A 19,609-nucleotide genomic window follows, 5' to 3' on the forward strand; every position below is an offset into this window, starting at 1 on the left:
TCTGCCTTGACGGGATCACGGTGACGCTGCCGGCGCGCCATCCCCGCATGCTCCTGGCCGTGCTGCTGCTGCACAACGGTGAGGTCGTCGCCGAAGGTCGGCTGCTGGAGCAGGTGTGGGGCCACGGCGCCGGCAGTACGATCGCCCTGCGCACCGCCGCGTCGCGGCTGCGCTCCTGGCTGCGTGACCAGACCGGATCGGCGGCCGCCATCGAGCACGTCGACGGCGGCTACCGGCTGCGGCTGCCGGACCGGTCCGTCGACGCAGCCCGGTTCCGGGCCGCCCTGGCCGCCGACTCCGACACCACCGGCGTCGACCCCCACCAGCGTCTGACCGCCCTGATGAACGCGCTCGAACAGTGGCGCGGCCCCGTGCTGGACGGCGCTCCCGACGGGGTGCGGGAGGACTCCGCGGTGCGGGCCCTCGACGACGACCACGCCATGTGCCTGCAGCGGCTGGCCGGGCTCTCCATCTCGGTACAGGCGCCCGAACTGCTGCTGCCGAGGACCCGCGCCCTGGCCCGGGGGCGGCCGTTCGACGAGCCGCTGCACACGCGCCTGATCGAGCTGTACGCCGCCTGCGGCCGGCCCGCCGAGGCGCTCATGGAGTACGAGCAGCTGAGGTCCCGGCTCGCCGACGAGCTGGGCGTCGCGCCCAGCGCGGAAGCGCAACGCGCCTACCTCACCGTGCTCGACCAGGACCCCCCGCTGCTCGGCGGGTTCGAGCGGTCCCACGGCGCGGGTTGGGGGCGTCCTGTCGTGCCCCACCAGGTTCCCGCCGACATCGCCGACTTCACGGGGCGCGACAAGGAGACCGCCGCGCTCCTGGACCACCTGAGCGGGCTGCTGAACGATCCGACGCGGCCGGCCGCGATGGTCGCGGGGGTCACCGGCCCCGCCGGAGCCGGCAAGTCCACCCTGGCCGTGCACGTCGCCCACCGGCTGATGTCGGCCTACACCGACGGCCAGCTCTACGCCGACCTGCGCGGCACCGGAGCCGTCCCCGAATCCCCGGTACGCGTGCTCGGGCGGTTCCTGCGGGCGCTCGGAGTCGGCAAGGGCGCGGTCCCGGACGACCCGGCCGAGCGCACGGCCCTGTACCGCAGCCTCATGAACGGCCGCCGCATGCTGGTCGTGCTGGACGACGCCCTGGGGGAGGCGCAGGTGAGGCCGCTGCTCCCCGGCTCGTCGGCGTGCTCGGTCCTCGTCACCAGCCGGTCCCGGCTGGTGGGCGTCAGCGGCGCGCGGATCGTGGACCTCGACCGGTTCGACGTCGACCACGCCATCCATCTGCTGGCGAGCATCATCGGCCACGAACGGGTGACCGCCGAACCCGACGCGGCGGCCGAGCTGGTCCGGCTGTGCGGCGGGCTGCCCCTGGCGGTGCGCATCTGCGGTGCCCGGCTCGCCGCCCGGCCGTACTGGCAGCTCGCCGGCCTGGCCGCCGTGTTACGTGACGAACGCCGCCGCCTGGACGAGCTGAGCGTCGCGGACCTGGCCGTACGGGACGGCCTGCGGCAGAGTCACTCCCGGATAGGGGAGGACGCCCGGCAGACGCTGGCCCGGCTGGCCAGGCTGGGACCGGTCGAGTTCGCGATCGGCACCGTCGCGGCCGTCTGCGGCCTGGACCACGCCGTCGCCGGGGACCATCTGGGCGCCCTGGTCGAGGCCCGGTTCGTCTCGGTGGTCGACACCGGCCAGGCCGGGCGGTTCCACTACCGCCTCGACGACCTGGCCCGGCTGTTCGTCCTCGACCCGGGCGCGACGGGGCGGCGGAGCTGACGGAGCTGACGGAGAGGGCGGCGGAGCTGACGGAGGGGGCGGCGGGGCGCCATCGCCCCGTCGCCCCCTCAGGCGCCGCTCATCCGGCGTCAGCGGGTGGGATCGAAGTCCCGCAGGGCCGCGGGCTGCTTGCCGGTGGTGATCTGCTCGGCGAGCATGCGCCCGGTGATCGGCCCGTGGGTGAGCCCCCACATGCCGTGCCCGCCGGCGACGAACCTTCCGGGGGCCTTGGTGGCCCCGATGAGAGGCCGGCCGTCGGGGGTGACGGGGCGCGGGCCGACCCAGGTGTCGGTGCGCTCCTCCCAGGAGACGCCGGTGAGCAGCGGCCGGGCGGACGCGATGATCGCGTCGACGCGCCTCTGGTCCAGGGGGGCGTCGGCGTCACGGAACTCCATCGTCCCCGCGACGCGCAGCTTGCCCTGGTACGGCGTGCAGGCCACCCGTACGGCGGGCAGGTAGATCGGCCCGGGCACGGCCTCCTCGGTCGGCACGGTGAACGAGTAGCCGCGTCCGGCGCGCACCGGCTGGCGGACGCCCCACTCCCGGCCGAGCACGTTCAGCCAGGCGCCGGTGGCCAGGACGACGGCGTCGCCGCTGACGGAGTCTCCCGCGCCCGACCGGACGGAGAGCCTGCCGGAGTCGTCGTGCACCCCGGTCACCCGGAAGCCGGAGCGGATCGTGCCGCCGCGGGCGACGACGGCGCGGGCCAGCGACCGGGTGAACTCCCCGGGGTCGACGTGGCGCTGCCCGTCCAGCCGGATCCCGGCCCTGGCGCGGGGGGAGAGTTGCGGCGCCTGCTTGCCGAGGTCGTCGCCCTCGAACGCGGTGTAGCGGATCTCCTGCCCGGAGTCGTTGATCCGCTCCAGCTCGTGCAGGAGTCCCAGGGCCTGCTTCGGGTTCTCGAACGCGGCCATGATCGGGGCCTCGACCGTGGGGGCGTCGACGCCGTTGGCGGTGAGCACGTCGAACGCTTCCAGGCACTCCTCGTTGAACGGGAGGTTGGCCCGCACGGCCCGGCCCCAGGACTTCCAGTTGCAGTGCACCGCGAAACGGGTGAGGAAGGACCACAGGCCGATGTCGGGGGTGGCCGGCACGTGCAGCGGGGCACTGCGGTCGAGCATGGAGCGCAGGCCGTAACGGAGGACCCCGGGCTCGTTCAGCGGGATGGCCAGCCCCGGCGAGAGCCAGCCCGCGTTGCCCCACGACGCGCCCGCGGCCACCCCGTCACGGTCGACCACGGTGACGTCCACACCGCGTTCCTGCAGGAACCAGGCGGTGGACAGCCCCACCACGCCGGCGCCGATCACCACTGCCGTACGCGGCCCACCATCGATACCCATGACCACTTCTCCGCTCTCACATCATCTGCCTGCCGCGGGCATCAGCCACGCGAGACGAGCATCGCCGCCGTGGCGCGGAAACGGTCTGTGCGTGTTGGACAAGCAGGGGAGGTGGCTTTGTCCGGCTCCGACAAAGGCGGGAGGATCAGGGCTGTCGCTCCTGGATGACGGCCAGCGCGATGATCATCGCCAGCCGCTTCTCCGGCAGGTCGAGCCGGAGGTCCGTGATCTCGGCCATCTTCCGGAGCCGGTACCGGACGGTGTTCGGATGGACGCCGAGGCGCCCGGCGGCGACGGCCAGGTCTCCCTGCGACTCCAGCCAGGCGCGCAGCGTCGCGATGTGCCGGGTGCCGTGCTCGGCGTCGTGCCGGGTCAGCTCGGCGACCGGCCCCCGGGCGGGCGCGCGCCCCGACGAGGCCGCCGCCCGGAGCCGTTGCAGCAGGATCTCGTCCCACGACTCGTCGTAGACGACCGCCGGGGCGCCACCGGGCCGGGCCGCCCGCAGGGCGAGGCTCTCGTCGGCCTCCTGCCTGCTCGCTGGGAGCTGGGTGGGCCCCGCCGCCCCGCCGACGCCGGCGGACACGGTGACCCGCCGCGGCAGGACGCTCACGATCGCGGCGAGCCAGTCGCGGGCGGGGGTGACGTCGTTGTCGCACGGCAGCAGCGTGTACAGGGTGTTGCCGAACAGCGCGCTCCGCCCCGGCCGCGACCAGCCGAAGCCCGTGGTCGCGCGCTCGAAGGCCATCAGGACCGCGGCGTGCCTCTCCTCGGCGATGTGCGCCTGGAGCGCGATCACCCGGAACCGCCCCCGGGGCAGGCCGAGCCTGCTGATCACGGCGGGCGCGTCGGCCGTCCCCTCCAGCAGCCGGATGACCAGGTCGGACTCCACCTGCCGCTCCAGGTCCGCGCTGACCCGGGAACGGAGCAGGTGCAGCGCGACCGCCCGCGCCCCGTCACCCAGGACGATCCGGCGCTCGTCGGACAGCGGGTGTTCGCACTCGACCCATATCGATCCCAGCAGCTCGCGTCCGGCGCGCACGGCGACCACCATGCGGCCTCTGATGCCGTGCGCGGGGAAGGGGCCGACGAACAGCGGCTCGTCAGAGGTCGCCAGGTGCGCGAAGACGCCCTTCCTCTCGAACAGCCGGCGCATGGCGTCGGGCACCCGCCGGCCCAGGATCGTCTCCAGCCGTGCCGGATCGGCGCTCTGCTGCAGGCCGGAGTAGGCCAGGACGCGCGACATCTGGTCCTCGATCGTCACCGCGGAGCCGACCTCGGCCGCGAGCATGTCCGCGAAGGCGAACAGGTCGGTCGGCCCCCGCCCGGCCTCGGTCTCGCGTCCTTCGAGAACCAGGCCGTACACCACGCCGAAGAGCTGGCTCCAGGACACCTCCGGCTCCACGAGCAGCACGGCGATCCCGCCGTCAAGGGCCTCCGCCATGGCGCGCTCGTCGAGCGGCGGGCTCCCGCGCACCAGCAGCGCGGCGGCACGCGCCGACCGCGCCAGGCGCACGGCCTCGGCGGGCGAGTCCACGCCGACCGACAGGAACACGTCACCGGTCGCGGGACGGGGGTCGGTCGGATCGTGCACCACCACGCTGCGCAGCTCCACCTCCCGCGACGCGGGAGCGCAGCACAGCCGGGCCCCGTAGCCGCCGAGGACGTTCACCAGCCGATCCAGCCTCAGCATCCGCCACGCCCGTCCGCCGATGCCGCCGCACCCGCCGCCGGCGCGGTCTCACCCGCGGCCGGCTTCCGTGCGGCTCCGTTCCTCATCCAATGATTCTCCCCCGGCCGGCGGGGGACCGGGCCGTTGCGCGATGTTGGATGTCCGTTTTAGGAAGATATACAGAGGTCAACGGTACGATCGGGACAGAAAGGCACCGGGAGTGAGCGGGCGCGCGGGGGACGCCGCGGCCATCCTGCGGCGCCGGCAGCCGGGGAGGTAACGGCTCACGGTTACGGCGCCCGCCAGACCGTCGAGGAGGCTCCGATGGACGAGGCCAGGCTTCAGGAGCTCGTGGATCGGGTCGTGCTGGACATGGGCGCCGCGTTCGGAGCGGCGACGGTCGTGCTCGGAGACCGGCTGGGCCTGTGGAGGGCGATGGCCGGGGCGGGACCGCTCAGCCCCGGCGAGCTGGCCCGGCGCACCGGCACCCACGAGCGGCTCGTCGCCGAATGGCTCGCGGCCCAGGCCGCCGCCGGATACGTCTCCTACGACGACGGCGCCTACACGCTGTCCGAGGAGCAGGCGACGGTGTTCGCCGACGACTCCAGCCCGGTCTTCATGACCGGGCTCGCCGAAGTGATCTCGTCCGTCCACCGTGACGAGGCCAAGATCGTGGAGGCCTACCGAGGCGACAAGGGCCTGGCCTGGACTGACCACGACCAGGCGCTGTTCAGCGGCACCGAACGATTCTTCCGGCCCGGGTACGCCGCCAACCTGCCGACCGCCTGGATCCCCGCGCTCGGCGGCGTCCAGGACAGACTGGCCGAGGGCGCCCGGGTGGCCGACGTCGGCTGCGGGCACGGCGCCTCGACCCTGGTGATGGCCCAGGCGTATCCGGCCTCGCGCTTCACCGGTTTCGACTACCACGGGGCCTCGATCGCGCGGGCCCGCGAGCTGGCCGAGCAGGCCGGAGTGGCGGACCGGGTGAGTTTCGACACGGCCGGCGCCGACGACTACCCCGGGACCGGCTACGACCTGGTGTGCCTGTTCGACTCCCTGCACGACATGGGGCATCCCGCCGCCGTGCTGCGGCACATCCGCTCCACCCTCGCGCCCGACGGCACCGTGCTGCTGGTCGAGCCGTTCGCGCACGGGCGGCTGCCGGACGACCTCAACCCGGTGGGCCGGCTCTTCTTCAACGCCTCGGCGACCGTCTGCGTGCCCAACGCGATCTCCCAGGGAGGCGCCGAGGCGCTGGGCGCCCAGGCCGGCGAGGACCGGCTGTTCGAGGTGGCCGGTCAGGCGGGGTTCACCCGGATGCGCCAGGCGGCCGTCACCCCGTTCAACCTGGTGCTGGAGCTGAAGCCGTGACGCGCGGGCGGGAAGGCCGGCACGCCGTCCGGGGGCGCTCCCGCGGATGAGCGGCCCCGGCCGGGGCGCGTAATCGCCGGATCCCCGTGTCAGGAACGTGGCGGGGGGAACGGGATCATGCATGACATCCCCCACTCCCGAGGTCGGACAGGTCCCTCTCAAGCGGGCCATCGGCCCCAAACTCCTGCTGCTCTTCATCGTCGGTGACATCCTCGGCACCGGCGTCTACGCGCTCACCGGCAAGGTGGCGGGCAAAGTCGGCGGAGCGCTGTGGATACCGTTCCTGGTCGGGTTCGTCATCGCCGCGCTGACGGCGATGTCCTACGTCGAGCTCGTGACGAAGTATCCGAGAGCGGCCGGCGCGGCCCTCTACACCCAGCGCGCCTTCCGGACGCCGTTCCTGACGTTCATGGTGGCGTTCACGGTCATGTGCTCGGGCCTCACCTCGGCCAGCGCGGCGGCGCGCGCCATCGGAGGCGACTACCTGAAGACGTTCGTCACGGTGCCCGGCGTCATCGTCGGGATCGTCTTCATCGTGGCGATCGCGCTGCTGAACTATCGCGGCGTCTCGGAGTCGGTGAAGACCAACATCGTGTTCACGATCATCGAGCTGACCGGGCTCCTGGTGATCATCGTCATCGGCGTGTACGCGGTCGCCACCGGCGCGGGGGAGCCCGCCCGGCTGACCGAGATCCGCGCCGACCAGGAAGGCGGCCTGTTCCTCGCGCTGCTCGGAAGCACGGCCCTGGCCTTCTTCGCGTTCGTCGGGTTCGAGGACTCGGTGAACATGGCCGAGGAGACCCGGGATCCCTCGCGCAACTTCCCCCGGGCGATCTTCCTCGGTGTGGCGATCACCAGCATGATCTACATTCTCGTCGCCGTCACCTCCTCGCTGCTGGTCGACCACCGGGTCCTGGAGAAGTCGTCGGGGCCCCTGCTGGAGGTGGTCAAGGCCGGTGGGATCAGCTTCCCGCCCCAGCTGTTCGCGGTGATCGCCATGTTCGCCGTGGCGAACTCCGCGCTGATCAACATGATGATGGCCTCCCGGCTGGTGTACGGCCTGGCCAACGAACGGGTCGTGCCGCGCGCCCTGGGCCGGGTCGATCCGCGCCGCCGTACACCGGTGGTCGGCATCATCTTCACCACGGCGCTCGCCATCGCCCTGATCTCGACGGGAGATATCGCGGGGCTCGGCGACACCACCGCCTTCCTGCTGCTGTGCGTCTTCACCATCGTCAACGTGGCCGTCCTCGTGCTCCGCAAGGACACCGTGGACCACGCGCACTACCGGGCGCCGACGATCCTGCCCGTGCTCGGCGCCGTCCTGGCCTTCGTCCTGGCGAGTCCCCTGACGGGCCGGCCCGCGGAGGTCTACATCCGGGCGGGCGTCCTGCTGGGCATCGGCCTCCTGCTGTGGGTGGTCAACTGGCTGGTGACCCGCCGCCAGGCCCCCGCCGAGTGACGGTCCGCCGCGGCGTGCCGTACGGGACCGGGGTCGGCGCGATCCGGTACGGCACGCCGCGGGTCGGGGCTTTGGGCGCGTCCGCCGGGCCTGCTGAAGGCGTCAGTGTTGTTCTTTAGGCAGTCCGCACCATCTGTTGATGGTCGAACGCGTGTCATGGGCGGCATATGCGGAGATCTCAATAACGATCGGAAGTGCTGTCCGGCATTCGAAGGCTCGGCGGTCGCCGGCCGCGAGGCAGGTCCCACGGTCCGCGGGCCTCGGTGACCTGCGACCCTGTCTCCGCTCCGGGGCGGTCCACGGGAAGGGCGAGCCGCACAGCTTCGAGAAGGGGCATACATGGCGAACCCAAGAAAAGCCCCCAAGATCATCAGTGAGCTGGCCGCCGAGTTCGCGGGCACGCTGATCCTGATCCTGTTCGGGGTGGGCGTCGTGGCGCAGGTCGTCGCCGGCGGGCTCGGAGATCATGACAGCATCGCGTGGGCGTGGGGACTGGGCGTCACGCTGGGCGTCTACACCGCGGCCCGGATCAGCGGCGCGCACCTCAACCCGGCCGTCACGGTCGCGCTCGCGGTCTTCAAGGGCTTCTCCTGGCGCAAGGTGCTGCCGTACTCGCTCGCGCAGACCGCGGGCGCGTTCGTGGCGGCGCTGCTCGTGCGGTGGAACTACGCCGACGTGCTCGCGGCGTTCGATCCCGGCCACACGTTCAAGAGCCAGTTCGTCTTCTCGACGATGCCCGGCAACGGAGCGCTGCCCGTCGGCACCTGGGCGGCGTTCGGCGACCAGATAATCGGCACCGCGATCCTGCTGTTCCTCATCCTCGCCGTCACCGACCTGAACAACACCGCGCCCGCCGCCAACCTCGCTCCGTTCATCATCGGACTGATCGTCGTGGCGATCGGCATGGCCTGGGGCACCAACGCGGGCTACGCCATCAACCCGGCGCGTGACTTCGGACCCCGGCTCGCCTCGTTCCTCACCGGTTACGGGACGGCCTGGCGAGACCAGTACGGCCAGCTCTACTTCTGGGTGCCCATCGTGGCACCGGTGATCGGCGGACTGATCGGCGCGGGCCTCTACCAGGCGCTCGTCGGACGGTACCTGCCGATCACGGAGGAACCCGAGCCCGGCCGGGTCCCCACCAAGCCCGAGCCCGGCCCCACCTGAAGCGCTGACCGGCACGCCGCAAAGGAGACGACATCCCATGGCTGACTTCGTTGGAGCCGTCGACCAGGGCACGACGAGCACCCGTTTCATGATCTTCGACCACGGTGGCAACGAGATCGCCCGCTACCAGCTCGAACACGAGCAGATCCTGCCGCAGGCCGGCTGGGTCGAGCACAACCCCCTGGAGATCTGGGAGCGGACCAGGGCGGTGATCGAGACGACCCTGAACCGGGCCAACCTGACCGCTTCCGACCTCGCCGCGCTCGGCATCACCAACCAGCGCGAGACCACGGTGGTGTGGAACCGGATCACCGGCCGGCCCTACTACAACGCGATCGTCTGGCAGGACACCCGGACCGACCGCATCGCCGCCGCGCTGGACCGCGACGGGCGGGGCGACGTCATCCGCCGCAAGGCGGGCCTGCCGCCGGCCACCTACTTCTCGGCCGGCAAGATCCAGTGGATCCTGGAGAACGTCGACGGCGTGCGCAAGGCGGCCGAGGCGGGGGATGCGATCTTCGGCAACACCGACACCTGGCTGCTGTGGAACTTCACCGGCGGGACCGACGGCGGCGTGCACGTCACCGACCCCACCAACGCCAGCCGCACCATGCTGATGGACCTGGAGACGCTGGAGTGGGACGACGAGCTGCTGTCGTTCTTCGGCATCCCACGCCGGATGCTGCCGCAGATCCGGCCGTCGTCCAACCCGGATCTGTACGGTGTCACCCGCCGTTACGGGCCGCTGAAGGGGGAGGTGCCGCTCTCGGGCGACCTCGGCGACCAGCAGGCCGCCACGGTGGGACAGGTATGCTTCGAGGTCGGCGAGGCCAAGAACACCTACGGCACCGGCAACTTCCTGCTCCTCAACACCGGCCACGAGCTGGTCCGCTCGAAGAACGGCCTGCTCACCACCGTCTGCTACCAGTTCGGCGCGGACCGGCCGGTCTACGCGCTGGAAGGCTCGATCGCCGTGACCGGCTCGGCCGTGCAGTGGCTGCGCGACCAGCTCGGCATCATCTCCGGGGCGGCGGAGAGCGAGGCGCTCGCCCGGCAGGTCGACGACAACGGCGGCGTGTACTTCGTGCCCGCCTTCTCCGGCCTGTTCGCCCCCTACTGGCGCTCCGACGCCCGGGGCGCCATCGTCGGCCTGTCGCGCTTCAACACCAACGCCCACATCGCGCGGGCGACCCTGGAGGCGATCTGCTACCAGACCCGCGACGTCGTCGAGGCCATGCACAGCGACTCCGGCGTCACCCTCGACGTGCTCCGCGTCGACGGCGGCGTGACGGCCAACGACCTGTGCATGCAGATCCAGGCGGACATCCTGGGCGTCCCCGTCTCCAAGCCGGTCGTGGCCGAGACCACGGCGCTGGGCGCCGCCTACGCCGCCGGCCTTGCACTCGGCTTCTGGCAGTCGACCGACGGGCTCAAGCAGAACTGGAACGAGGCCCAGCGCTGGCAGCCCCGCTGGACGGACGAAGAGCGCGCGCGGGGCTACGCCGGCTGGAAGAAGGCCGTGGAACGCACGCTCAACTGGGTCGACGTTGACTGACCGGCCATCGGCCCGCGACCCCGTCCGGCACCGCGGCCGGGCCCCGCCTCCTCGGGAGACCACGCTCACCCTGAAGGAGAGGAAGCCCTACCGTGAAATCTGCAGCATTGGGACCGCAAAACCGGGCGACGGCGTTGCGGGAGATGAGCGAGAACGAATACGACGTGCTGGTCATCGGCGGCGGAGTCGTCGGCGCGGGGGCCGCGCTCGACGCGGTGTCGCGGGGCCTGACGGTCGCGTTGATCGAGGCCCGTGACTGGGCGGCCGGCAGTTCGAGCCGGTCCAGCAAGCTGATCCACGGTGGCCTGCGCTACCTGGAGCAGCTGGACTTCCGGCTCGTGCGGGAGGCGCTCAAGGAGCGTCACCTGCTGCTGACCCGCCTGGCGCCCCATCTTGTCCGGGCCGTCCCGTTCCTCTTCCCGCTCAGGCACCGGATCTGGGAACGGTTCTACATCGGCGCCGGCATGACCCTTTACGACCTCCTGGGGGGCCTCAGGCCGGTCGTCCCGCGCCACCGGCATCTGAGCCGGCGCCGCGCCCTGAAGGAGGCTCCCGCGCTCCGGCCCGACGCCCTCATTGGCGCCCTGCAGTACTTCGACGCGCAGACCGACGACGCGCGCATGACGCTGACGATCGCCCGGACGGCCGCGCGGTACGGCGCCGCCGTCGTGAACAGGGCACGCGCGACCGGCCTGCTCCGCGAGGGAGGCCGGGTCGCGGGGGCGCGGGTGCTGGATCTCGAGACCGGCCGGGAGATCACCGTCCGCGCGCGCCAGGTGATCAGCGCCACCGGCGTCTGGACCGACGAGACCCTCGAGATGGCCGGTGCCGGGGAGACCCGGACCATGAAGCCGTCGAAGGGCGTCCACATCGTCGTGCCGCGCGACCGGATCGCCCTCCGCACCGCGATGATCCTCCGGACCGAGAAGAGCGTGCTCTTCGTGATCCCGTGGGGGCATTACTGGATCATCGGGACCACGGACACGCAGTGGAGCCTCGACAAGGGCCGCCCCGTGGCGAGCCGCGCCGACATCGACTACCTGCTCGACCACGTCAACGCGGTGCTGCGCCGCCCGCTGACCCATGACGACATCGAAGGCGTGTACGCCGGGCTCCGCCCCCTGCTCGCCGGCAGCGCGGCGAACACCGCGAAGCTCTCGCGTGAGCACCTGGTCGCCAATCCCGTCCCGGGCCTGGTGATCGTCACCGGCGGCAAGTACACCACCTACCGCGTGATGGCCGAGGACGCCGTCGACATGGCGGTGCGAGAGCTCGGCGCCGACGTGGCCGGGTCGGTCACCCACCGGGTGCCCCTTCTGGGTGCGGCCGGATACGAGGCGCTGTGGAACGGCCGGCACCGTCTGGCCGGGCGTTCCGGGCTGAGCGTCCCCACCGTGGAACGGCTCCTGCACCGCTACGGGTCGGGGGTCGAGGACCTGCTGGACATGATCATCGCCGACCCCGGGCTGGGGCGGGCGCTCGACGGAGCCCCGGGCTACCTGAAGGCCGAGGCCGTCTACGCGGCATCGCACGAACAGGCCCTCCACCTGGAGGACGTGCTGACCCGCCGTACGCACATCTTCATGGAGGAGAGGGACCGCGGCCTCGCCGCCGCGCCCGAGGTGGCCGCCCTCATCGCCCCGACCCTCGGCTGGGACGACGACGCGGTGCGGCGCGAGACGGAGCGCTACCGGCTGCAGGCCGAGGCGGAGATGGCCGCGGAGAAGCAGCCGGACGACGCGACGGCGGAGGTGATCCTGCACAGCGTCCCGGACCCGTCCGCCCACGCGGGCGCGGCCGGGGCGAATCCTTAGCGTCGCGGCCGTGCGGACGCCTCCACCGCCGGGCACCCGTTCCCTAGCGTCGCGGCCGTGCGGACGCCTCCACCGCCGGGCACCCGTAAGGTGGGGTCCCAATTGCCGGGCTCGGAATCGATGGCGGGGATCGTGGGCGGTTGGGAACGGGCGCAGGCCGTGCTGGCCGGCCGGTATCGGCTGGATGAGCTGATCGGCCGGGGCGGTACGGGCGAGGTGTGGCGCGGTCATGACCTGCGGCCGGGCTGGCCGGTGGCGGTCAAGATCCTGTCGCCGCAGGTGACCGACGTCTCGATGCGGGAGCGGTTCGCCCGGGAGGCGCGGACCGCCGCGCGGGTCGTCCACCCCAATGTGGTGACGGTGTTCGACGTGGGCGAGCACGAGGGCCGGCCGTTCCTGGTCATGGAGCTGCTGACCGGCCGCGACCTCGCCACCGAGCTGGCCGAGGACGGCCCGCCGGGCATCTCCGCGATGTGCCGCCTGGCGGGGCAGGCCGCGGTCGGGCTGGACGCCGCGCATCGGGCCGGGGTCGTGCACCGCGACGTCAAGCCGGCCAACCTGCACCGGAGCGGGGACGGCGCGCTCAAGGTGGTCGACTTCGGTACGGCCCGCGTCGCGACCGAGGCCGCGACGCGGCTGACCTCCGGGGGAGACGTCGTCGGCACGGCCGCCTACCTGTCGCCCGAGCAGATTCTCGGCGAGGCGGGGGACGCGGCATCCGACCTGTACGCGCTCGGCTGCGTCTGCTACGAGCTGCTGTGCGGGCGCCCGCCGTTCGTCGGACCGGCGGCGGACCTGATCTCCCAGCACGTGCGGAGCCTTCCGGAGCCACCCCGCCGCCACCGCCCGGACGTCCCGGTGGAGCTGGAGCGGCTGGTGCTGGCCCTGCTGGAGAAGGACCCCGCCGCGCGGCCCCCCAGCGGGGAGGTCGTCCGCCGGGTGCTGGCCGGGGTCGCCCGCCAGGTGGCGCCCCGCGCCCGTGACGGCGCGGCGCCCCCTCCTCCGGAGCCCGAGCCGGGTCCGCCCGCGCGGGCCTGGACCACGGAAGCTCCGTCCACGCGGGCCTGGACCACGGAAGCTCCGTCCACGCGGGCCTGGACCACGGAAGCTCCGTCCACGCGGGCCCGGAGCACGGAAGCTCCGTCCACGCGGGCCCGGAGCACGGAAGCTCCGTCCACGCGGGCCCGGAGCACGGAAGCTCTGAGCACGGAGGCTCGAAGCACGGAGGTCCGGAGCAGGGAAGTCCGGCGCGTGGATGCCCGGAGCACGGAAGCTCCGTCCACGCGGGCCTGGACGGCGGAGGCTCGGAGCACGGAAGCCGGGGCCGCGCGGGACTGGACGGCGGAGGCGCGGAGCACGGAGGTGTGGGCGGCGGAGGCGTGGACGGCGCGGGCCCGTACCGGGGAGGCCGCCCGGAGCGCGGAGTCCGTGCCGGGCCGCCTGCGGGGGTGGCACGTCGGGGCGGGGCTGGGCGTGCTCGCCGCCCTCGTGGCCGGAGCCCTGTGGACGTCGGCCCCGCCGGACCCGGCGGGATCGGCCGCCGCCGCGATCACGTCCGCGGCGCCTTCCGCGACGCGGTCCGGGCCGTCCGGGCTGCCGTCCGCACCGCCGTCGCCGTCGCGGACCGCCTCGCAGAGCGTGTCCGCGGCCCCGTCACCGGCCCCCAGCCGGACCGCGGCGGCACAGGGATGGCGGGCACGCCTGCTGGCCCTCAGCCGTGCCGTCACCGAGCAGGAACGCCGCGGGGGCATCGACCGCAAGCTGGCCCGCAAGATCCGGGGGAAGATCGCCAAAATCGCCGGGAAGCTCCAGGAGGGCAAGGGCGGGGACGCCCGTGACGAGCTGCGCGAGCTCGGCCGCGACCTGGCCGAGGCCCGGCGGAAGGGCAGGCTCGCCTCCGAGGGGCCCCTCCTCACCTTCCTGCGCGACTCCGGGTTCGCCCTCGCCTCCCCGCCGCGCGGCCGCGGTTCCGACGACGACTAGCGCCGCGCACGGCGCCGGGCAGGGCCCGGGCCGCGTGGGGGGCCCGGCGGCGGCACGGAGGAGCCGGGCCGCCGCCGGGACGTTCAGCGCCGGCGCAGGGCGGGGTCGGTCAGGGCGGGGGGGACGTGGCCGACATCGTCGGGGCTCACGTTCGTGCCCGGCGGGACGAGCTCGTCGATCGCGTCGAGGACGTCCGGTGAGAGCCGTACGGCGTCGGCCCCGAGCTGGCCGGTGAGCTGCTCCAGCGTGCGCGGGCCGATCACCGCGGCGGTGACGGCGCGGTGGGAGAGCACGAAGCCCAGGGCGAGATGGATCATCGAGATGCCCGCCTCGGCGGCCAGGGTGGCCAGCCTGCCGGTGAGGTAGAGCTTGCGGGCACGGACCTCCTCGGCCCGGAAGTCGAAGTGGTCGGCGTTGCGCATGGCCCGGGAGTCGGCGGGCGGTGGCGTGCCGGGGCGGTATTTGCCGGTCAGCCAGCCGCCGTTCAGAGGGCTCCAGGCCAGCACGCCCAGGTTGTGGCGCTCGGCCACCGGCAGCACGGCGGCCTCGGCGTGCCGGGCCAGGATCGAGTAGGAGAGCTGCTCGGTGGCGAACCGCTCGCGTTGGCGGCGTTCCGCGACCCACTGGGCCTCGACGATCTCCTCGACCGGGAACGAGGAGGTGCCGATCGCCCGCACCTTGCCCTGCCGTATGAGGTCGGACAGGGCGCCGAGGGTCTCGTCGATGTCGGTGAGCGGGTCGGGCCGGTGAACCTGGTACAGGTCGATCCAGTCGGTGCCCAGGCGGCGCAGGCTGTCCTCGGCGGCCCGCATGATCCAGCGCCGGGAGTTGCCGCGCCGGCCGGGCGAGTCGTCCATCGGGCTGTTGAACTTCGTCGCGAGCACGACCTCGTCCCTGCGGCGCCTGATGGCCCGGCCGACGATCTCCTCGCTCTCGCCGAAGGCGTAGACGTCGGCGGTGTCGATCATGTTGATACCCGCGTCGAGCGCGGTGCCGACGATGCGCACGCACTCGTCGGGATCGCTGTTCCCCCAGGCCCCGAGCATCATCGTGCCGAGACAGAGCGGGCTGACCTGGATGCCGGTACGGCCAAGCGTGCGATGGTTCACGGTACAGACCCTGCCATGTCTCCCCGCGGGCACCGATGTCGCCCCGGAGCACGCGCGCCCCGGTTCTTTGTGCGCCGGGCACATGAAGGCCCCCGGCACCGGGGACATAGCGTCCCGGAGATCGGCGTCACCCCACGCCCCTCGACCCGGACGAGTTCGACGGGCCGGCGGACAAGGACCGAAGGAGGACCGACGTGCTTGAGAAGAAGCTCACCGAGGCGCGCTGGACGCACATCGCACTGCCCTGCTGCGACGTGGACAAGGCGATCGAGTTCTACACCACCATGACCCCGCTGGTGGTGGTCGCCCGCCACGCGGACAAGGACGGGCGCAACGTCTGGCTCTCCAACGACAAGCAGGTGGAGACGCCGTTCGTGCTGGTGCTGGTGGAGTTCGCCAAGGACAGGGGGACGCGGCAGCCGCAGCTCACCCCGTTCGCGCACCTCGGCATGGAGGTGCCCGGCCGCGAGGACGTGGACCGGATCGCCGCCGAGGCGCGGGAGATGGGCTGCCTGCACTGGGAGCCGATGGAGCTGCCGGCGCCGGTCGGCTACATCTGCGCGCTGAAGGACCCCGACGGCAATGTCGTGGAGATCTCGCACAACCAGCAGGTCTTCGAAGAGGTCCGGACCCTGTGGGGGAGCTGACCAGGCAGGCGGTCGAGCGCTACGTCGAGGCGCTCAACAGGCACGACCCCGGCGAGATCGCCGCCTGCGTCACCCCCGGCTTCCACAACGAGCACACCTCCGAGGCCGGGGTCAGCCTGCACGGCAGGGACGCCTACCGCGAGCGCCTCAAGGTGTTCCTGTCGGAGTTCGCCGGACTGCGTTACGAGATCGAGGACCTGATCGTGGACGGGCTCCGGGCGGCGGTGCCGTACCGGATGAGCTTCACCTACCGGGGGCGGCCCGTCGTCATCCGCGGGATGTTCCGCTTCGAGGTCGCCGACGGCCTCATCGCTCACCGGGTCGACTACTGGGACGGTGCGGAGTTCACCCGCCAGACGTCCCGCTGAGACCTGCCAGGGATCCCACCGGGACCTGCGGGGACAGGGTTCCCGCAGGTCCCGCGGAGAAAGGCAGCAGCCTTGCTTGACACCTCCGCCATCGGGGCGGGCAAGCTCCGCCGCACGCGCCGCGTGTTCGGCGCCGCCCGCCGCGGGCTCAGGGGGCCTGCCCGGCCTCCGGCAGCGTGGCGCTGAGCAGGCGGGCACGGGCCAGCACCCCGTCGGCCTCCGCCTGGTCACCGAGATCCGCCAGGAGGTGGCCCAGGTCGGTCAGCGAGCCGGCGAGGGAGCGGCGGTGGAGGGCCGGGTCCCGCGCGGCGAGCCCGCTGTCGATCTCGACGGCCCGGCGGCGGTGGCCGAGCGCCTCGTCGGAGCGGCCCGTCTGGCGCAGGTAGTCGGCCAGCTCGCCGAGCGCCCAGGAGAGAAGGGGCAGGTGCTCGGGCTCCTCCCCGACGACGGAGGTGAGGATCTCCACCGCCTTCCGCTGGGCCGCGACGGCCTCGTCGAGACGGAGCAGGTCGTCCAGGCAGGTGGCCATGAGGCTGAGCGCGCGGGCGTAGGGGGCCGGCGGGGCGTCCGGCTGCCGCATCGCGACGATCTCCCACAGCGTGGCCGCCCGGATCAGGTGCTCCAGGGCCGCCTCCCGGTGCTGGACGCCGATGAGCTGCTCGCCGAGCGTGGTGAAGGCGTCGACCGGGTCGTCCGCCGTCTCCAGCAGCCTGTCGGTCACCGCCTCGGTGTCGCGGTGCAGGCAGCTCAGGACGAGGAGCTGCCTGCGCAGCGTCACCGCGAGCTTGCCGTCGTGGCCGAGATCCTCCCAGGTGGCGGCGGCCCGTTCGAGCAGGGGCAGCGCCTTCTCGTGGTCCTCCTGGTCGCAGTGCCGTACGGCGAGGCTGTCGAGCTCGTCCGCCAGCCTGCCCAGGTATCGGTCCGGGTCGAGCGCGGCGAGATCCTCGTAGAGTTCCACGGACCGGGCCGTCGCCCGGACGGCGCGCTCCGGGTGCCCGGCGTTCGCCGCCCGGTCGCCCAGGTGGGACAGGGCCTCGGCCATCCCCGCCCGCTGCTCCGCCCCGGCCGGGGCGGCCCCGCCGTACAGGTCGGCCGCGAGCTGCGCCGCGGTCACGGCCTCCCCGGGGCGGCCCAGCAGGGCCAGGTAGACGCTCTGCGCGACCCACGCGCCGGCCAGGCCGGAGCGGAAACGCTCCGGGGCGCGCTGGGCCAGCTCCCCGTACAGCGCCAGGGCCCGCTCCAGGCACGCGAACGCCCGCTCCGGCCGTTCCAGCCGCTCGTGGTAGCGGCCCAGGTGGTGCAGCGCCTGGGCGAGCTCGTGGCCGTGGTCCCCCTCCCCGGCGGCGTGCAGGCGCTCCAGCAGGCTCACGGCGCGCTCGCCCGAGGTGACGGCGCGCTCGAACTGCTCGCGGGCCTCCCGCAGCAGACCCAGGTAGCCCAGGGCGCCGGCCAGGCCGGCCGCCCAGCCGGGATCCTCGTCGTAGAGCCGCTGGAAGACCTCGGCCGCCTCGCGCACCGCCTCCACCGCCTCCACGGTCCGGCCGGCGTTCTGGAGGCAGATGCCGAGGTTGTGCAGGGCGGTCGCCAGCCGCGTCGGGTCGCCGATCTCCCGCAGCAGCGCGGCGGACGCGGCGGCGGCCTCGACCGCCTCCGCGTTCCGGTCCATCGCGTTGAGGACGATCCCCAGCCGCTCATGGATGTCGGCCCGGGTCTCTTCGCTGTCCGGGCAGTCCCCGTAGAGCGCCACGGACTCCTTCATCGCGGCGACCGCGGCCTCGGTCTGCCCGCTCTCCTCAAGGTCCCTGCCGAGGCAGTCGAGGGCGCGGGCCAGTTTCGGGGTCCAGCCGGGGTCGTCGTCGCGGGTCGCGCGGCAGAGGTCGACGGCCTGGCGCATCGCGCCGGTGGCGTCCCCGAGCCGGCCGAGCTCACGGTGGACGTGCCTGAGGTTGTGCAGGGAGCGCAGCAGCTCCGGGCGGTAGAAGGCCGGGTCCTCGCCCGCGAGTGCCCGGTACATCCCGGTCGACGTCAGTACGGCCTGCAGCGCGCCGGCGGGCTCGCCCAGCTTCAGGTCGATCCCGGCCACCTCGTCCAGGGCCAGGGCGTGCCAGAAGCGCTGGCCCGGATCCTCCGCGCTGAGCGCGGCGTACGCCTGGACGGTCTCGACGGCCACCTCCCGCGCCTCGTCCCACAGCTCGCCCGTGACCAGCTCCTCCCGGAGTTCCCGCAGGGCCGTGGCGACGGTGAGACGGTGCGCGGACAGCCGGCGGGCCCGCTCCAGCACCTGCCTCGCGGTGGCGAGGGCGGCCTCGCGGTCGCCCGCCTCCCGCTGCAGTTCGAGGAGCCGGGTCAGCCCGGTGATCTGCCCGTGCTCCTGCTCCCCGCCGTCGCCGGCCTGCTCCCCGGGGCGCGGGTGGACGTCGTTCCCGGCCGGGTTCATCGGTGTCTTCCTCACCGGCCAACTTTCGCGGCTCCCACTTGCCCTTCACTTGAAATCTGATGAAAGCGGGGCTCAGCCGGGGAGACGGTGCGGCGGCTCCGGACCCGGGCGCATGACCCCGCGTCTCCGGGTACCTCTGATACATGACCTCACCATCGAAGGATCGGCTGGCCGATCTCGACCCCTTCGACATCTTCGACACCGAGGCGGCCCGCCTGGACCGTTACTTCTCCCGGCTCGACGACGAGGGCTGGCGGCGCCCCTCGCGGTGCGCGGGCTGGTCGGTGCGCGACGTCCTGGGGCACCTGGCCGGCGAGGAGCTCTACAACCACGCCTGCCTGGACGGCGACGTCCCGGGTTTCTCCGCGATGCTCGGACGCGAGGGCGTCACCGGCGGCTTCGACGGCTTCAACGACTGGTGCGTACGGCGCGGCCGCGGCATGCCCGTCGAGGAGGTGCTCCAGGAGTGGCGGCGCGCGAACGGCGAGACGCGCGAGCGCATGCGCTCGCTCGGCCGCGACGCGGAACTGCCGACCATGGCCGGGCCGTACCCGGTGGGCCTGCAGACCTTCCACTACGACTCCGAGTACGCCACGCACGCCGACGACGTGGGAGCTCCCATGGCGGACGACGAGGCCGACGGACGGGCCCGGTGGCGGGCCGAGGTGGCGAGCTTCGTGCTGGGGGAGCAGGGCTCGGAGGCGCAGGTCGAGCTGACCGCCGAACGGGTCTGGGTGCACGCGGCCGGTATGAGCGCGCAACTGCCCGTCTCCGTGTTCGTCGAGGCGACGGTCGGCCGGCTGCCGGACGACCACCCGATCGACCGCAGGCTCAGGGCGGTCCTGCGCTGCCTGGCCTGAGCCCGGCCCCGGTGACCTTGACGAAAGTCAATGCCGATCGCTGACG

14 protein-coding genes are annotated in these 19,609 nt (G+C 72.9%); 10 read left to right on the top strand and 4 right to left on the bottom strand.

The window, feature by feature from the left end:
- Positions 1-20: 20 nt before the first annotated feature.
- Positions 21-1,781: an AfsR/SARP family transcriptional regulator gene (locus SROS_RS11785; RefSeq protein ID WP_169369284.1), complete on the top strand. Its 1,761-nt coding sequence runs from the start codon at positions 21-23 to the stop codon at positions 1,779-1,781.
- 89 nt (positions 1,782-1,870) lie between these two features.
- On the opposite strand, the gene SROS_RS11790 is transcribed toward SROS_RS11785, so the two are convergent.
- Both SROS_RS11790 and SROS_RS11795 read right to left on the bottom strand, forming a co-directional pair.
- Positions 1,871-3,121, bottom strand: a complete 1,251-nt coding sequence (locus SROS_RS11790; protein ID WP_012889154.1) for an NAD(P)/FAD-dependent oxidoreductase — start codon at positions 3,119-3,121, stop codon at positions 1,871-1,873.
- Positions 3,122-3,266: 145 nt separating this feature from the next.
- Positions 3,267-4,811 (bottom strand): PucR family transcriptional regulator, encoded by a 1,545-nt coding sequence (locus tag SROS_RS11795; RefSeq protein WP_012889155.1) that lies wholly within the window; start codon positions 4,809-4,811, stop codon positions 3,267-3,269.
- Between the two features lie 303 nt (positions 4,812-5,114).
- Here SROS_RS11795 and SROS_RS11800 point away from each other — a divergent pair, with 303 nt between their 5' ends.
- From SROS_RS11800 to SROS_RS45875, 6 genes are all read left to right on the top strand, one after another.
- Positions 5,115-6,161: a class I SAM-dependent methyltransferase gene (locus SROS_RS11800; RefSeq protein WP_012889156.1), complete on the top strand. Its 1,047-nt coding sequence runs from the start codon at positions 5,115-5,117 to the stop codon at positions 6,159-6,161.
- Between the two features lie 121 nt (positions 6,162-6,282).
- Positions 6,283-7,623 carry an APC family permease gene (locus SROS_RS11805; protein ID WP_012889157.1) on the top strand — a complete coding sequence of 447 codons (1,341 nt, stop codon included), beginning with the start codon at positions 6,283-6,285 and terminating at the stop codon, positions 7,621-7,623.
- Positions 7,624-7,962: 339 nt separating this feature from the next.
- Positions 7,963-8,790, top strand: coding sequence for an MIP/aquaporin family protein (locus SROS_RS11810; protein WP_012889158.1), 828 nt, complete (start codon positions 7,963-7,965; stop codon positions 8,788-8,790).
- Between the two features lie 37 nt (positions 8,791-8,827).
- A complete protein-coding gene (gene glpK / locus SROS_RS11815; RefSeq protein ID WP_012889159.1) occupies positions 8,828-10,345 on the top strand; it encodes a glycerol kinase GlpK in 1,518 nt (505 codons plus the stop codon).
- Between the two features lie 143 nt (positions 10,346-10,488).
- Entirely contained in the window at positions 10,489-12,159 is a 1,671-nt protein-coding gene (locus SROS_RS11820) for a glycerol-3-phosphate dehydrogenase/oxidase (RefSeq protein WP_081453091.1), read from the top strand.
- Positions 12,160-12,261: 102 nt separating this feature from the next.
- Positions 12,262-14,142, top strand: a complete 1,881-nt coding sequence (locus SROS_RS45875; RefSeq protein ID WP_148269028.1) for a serine/threonine-protein kinase — start codon at positions 12,262-12,264, stop codon at positions 14,140-14,142.
- An 83-nt stretch (positions 14,143-14,225) separates the two neighbouring features.
- On the opposite strand, the gene SROS_RS11830 is transcribed toward SROS_RS45875, so the two are convergent.
- Complete coding sequence (locus SROS_RS11830; protein WP_012889162.1) at positions 14,226-15,251, bottom strand: aldo/keto reductase; 1,026 nt, start codon at positions 15,249-15,251, stop codon at positions 14,226-14,228.
- 194 nt (positions 15,252-15,445) lie between these two features.
- On the opposite strand from SROS_RS11830, the gene SROS_RS11835 reads away from it, so the two are divergent.
- Entirely contained in the window at positions 15,446-15,898 is a 453-nt protein-coding gene (locus tag SROS_RS11835; RefSeq protein WP_012889163.1) for a VOC family protein, read from the top strand.
- Complete coding sequence (locus SROS_RS11840) at positions 15,886-16,266, top strand: nuclear transport factor 2 family protein (protein ID WP_012889164.1); 381 nt, start codon at positions 15,886-15,888, stop codon at positions 16,264-16,266. Before SROS_RS11835 ends, SROS_RS11840 begins: the two co-directional genes overlap by 13 nt.
- Before the next feature lie 148 nt (positions 16,267-16,414).
- Here SROS_RS11840 and SROS_RS11845 read toward each other — a convergent pair whose 3' ends face one another.
- Positions 16,415-18,718, bottom strand: a complete 2,304-nt coding sequence (locus tag SROS_RS11845) for a tetratricopeptide repeat protein (RefSeq protein WP_148269030.1) — start codon at positions 18,716-18,718, stop codon at positions 16,415-16,417.
- 128 nt (positions 18,719-18,846) lie between these two features.
- Here SROS_RS11845 and SROS_RS11850 point away from each other — a divergent pair, with 128 nt between their 5' ends.
- Entirely contained in the window at positions 18,847-19,563 is a 717-nt protein-coding gene (locus SROS_RS11850; RefSeq protein ID WP_012889166.1) for a maleylpyruvate isomerase family mycothiol-dependent enzyme, read from the top strand.
- Positions 19,564-19,609: the final 46 nt, after the last annotated feature.

Source organism: Streptosporangium roseum DSM 43021 (genome assembly GCF_000024865.1).
Taxonomy (GTDB): domain Bacteria; phylum Actinomycetota; class Actinomycetes; order Streptosporangiales; family Streptosporangiaceae; genus Streptosporangium; species Streptosporangium roseum.